Here is a 2,500-nt window from a genome sequence, read left to right on the forward strand (position 1 = left end):
GCCCTTTTTCTTATTCTATATACTGGTATAAGAATCAAATGGAATTATTTTTGAGCAACAAAAAAATATCGCTTATTTTTTAGGCTTGGTCGGTGAAACGCCGTATCCCCATATACTTGAAAGTGCGAAAAACCCGTCTCCGAAAGTATTTTTAATATTGTTTTGGGCGAATAATAGAATTCCTCGTGCTGTTCAGTAAAGACAACGGCGGTGCCTTTTTTTGTCGGTTTCTGAATTTCAAAAATGGCTTTCCAGTGTCTCGGATAAAAATAGTTATTCCAAATAACGATCGTGCTGTCAAATTTGAATGTTCTCGTGTTCTTAATTAGTTTTTTGTTCCAGGCAAACGCTTTTTCACCGTTTAAGTCAAACAACAGACATCCTTCTTCCCTTATTTGGTTATAAAAATTTTTAAATATCTGCCTCAGTTCGGCTACCGTGCTGGTATAGTTTAGTGAATCGAAAGCACAAACGATCAAATCCGCCCGTTTTTCATCGGGAAGACAAAAATCAAGAAATGATTTTTTAATAAATTTAATATGCGGATATTTTTTTCTGGCAATTTTCAGCATTTCAGCAGACCGATCAAAGCCGATCGCCGGTCCAAGTGAAGCAAGCAGATTTGTAAGCCGCCCGGTTCCGCAACCAGCATCAACTATAAGCGATGGATTGATTTTCTTGCGTCGCAATACTTTCTCCGCAAACTTATACCATTTACAATACCAAAGATCAGGTATCAATAAATCGTAATATTTGGCAATATGTTTATATGGTTTTTCCATAGCTATTATAAGTATAAAAGAAAAAGGGAAAGAAAAAAAGGGCAACTTCGCGTTTATTACGCTGGGTTGCCCTGAGATTATTTGAGTCATTTTGTTTTGACGCCTTTTCTGACATGGCCGGGTTGATAGGATGTATTATGAATCCGTGAAGATGTCTTCGACTTCTGCTGAACCGCGAACAGAAAAGCCGTATTTCTCAAAAAGCGGAGCAACGACCTCTTTGTGAAATTTAATTACTTGCGCACAAGCATATTCATCCTTGGCGCGTATATCTCCGGTGAGCCGATGCGCAACTGCCCGGCACCCGGTTCCGCAAATTGCTAATGATGGACAATCCCTACATTCACTGACTTCCGCAATCTTCATCGTTTTTACCGACTGCATCTTATTGCTGGTCCAGATTTGGTGAATAGGAATTTCACGAATGTTGCCCGCCACGATGTAATCAAAATAACCGCAAGGGGTAACATCACCGTTAGCCTTAATGGAGCAGCGGTTTTTGTGGTAGAGGCAGGCTATGTCGCCGGGTTGATACAACTTGATCTTTTTATAGACTATTTCGGTCCTGAAAAGCAATTCGAATTCCACCTCGATTGGAGCCGTAAATCCCTCGTTGCTGACCGTAACGTCCTGAAGGTGGATGTCGAGCAGTGCTGCGTAAGCCGCGAGCACGTTGTCCCATTGTGGTTTCAACGCCGGTTGTGTTTCTTTATATCTCCCGATTGGCTTAGGAACCGCAATTCTCCATTGAGAAACATTCATTCGTTTCAGCAGCTGATACATCGCGGGAAGCTCGCTCAAATTCTTCTGGTGCAAACTCGTATTTATAGTAACGGGAACGCCCGCGCTAGCGAACATTTCAATCGCTCTGATCGCGGCGGCGTGGGTCACGTTGCTGTTTATATCTCCGCCACGGATCATGGAGTGGGAATATGGCGTTAAACCATCTAGGCTGATATAGATCCGGGTGAATTGCGGCAACGACGAAATAAATGAGACGAAATCCTTCTCGATTTCCAGGCCGTTGGTAAAAAACGAGCCTAAACGCATGTTGCGCGCGACAATTCCTTCAATTATTTTTCTGATATCATCTCGAAGAATCGGTTCTCCGCCGGTTACGGCAACGTCTCGCACATTCATTGCCGCCAAATCATCAAGCACTGCATATATTTCATCAAGCGATAAGTCCTTGCCGCGCTTCTCCTTATAAAAATCGCTGACATAACAATGGTGGCATCGGAGATTGCATAGCGACGTGATATCAAAAAGGACCCCTTCAAGATATGGGTTTACAGAAGGTAGATCAACGATGCGTTTTTGCGGGCTCGCAAGCGATTCAAGACATCCCTCTGTTTCCAGTTTCCCTACGAATGTCGTGACGATTGCCCGGCTTTCTTCATCAAACTCCGAAAGAATGTCGTTCAGGGTTCTCGTACCATCCAGCAGAAAAACCAACTCGGCCTGTTCTGCATCCAGAAAAAATTCCTCTGCAGTCTTATTGTCAAACAGGCACCGGAACGTATCATACTTTAGCACCCGGAAATTATCCCGCAACCTGAGATATCCCGTCACGCGTCACCTCCTTTTTAAAGGTGGGAGTGAGCCGGCACAGCGGCTCACTCCCGTCTCGCGTTACTTGTTGTTGTTGTTCAGGGTTGCCTTCATGTTGACCACCCGACGTAGAGGAGCCAGTGTGCCGGTCCTGAGCTTCTTCATGC

At 44.1% G+C, this 2,500-nt stretch carries 2 protein-coding genes; both read right to left on the bottom strand.

All coding sequences use genetic code 11. From position 1 onward, the window contains the following. Positions 1-44: 44 nt before the first annotated feature. Positions 45-782: a class I SAM-dependent methyltransferase gene (locus tag M0Q51_17450; protein MCK9401753.1), complete on the bottom strand. Its 738-nt coding sequence runs from the start codon at positions 780-782 to the stop codon at positions 45-47. Positions 783-917: 135 nt separating this feature from the next. Next, entirely contained in the window at positions 918-2,354 is a 1,437-nt protein-coding gene (locus M0Q51_17455; GenBank protein ID MCK9401754.1) for a radical SAM protein, read from the bottom strand. Between the last annotated feature and the right edge of the window lie 146 nt (positions 2,355-2,500).

This window comes from Bacteroidales bacterium, from assembly GCA_023229505.1.
GTDB lineage: Bacteria > Bacteroidota > Bacteroidia > Bacteroidales > JAGOPY01 > JAGOPY01.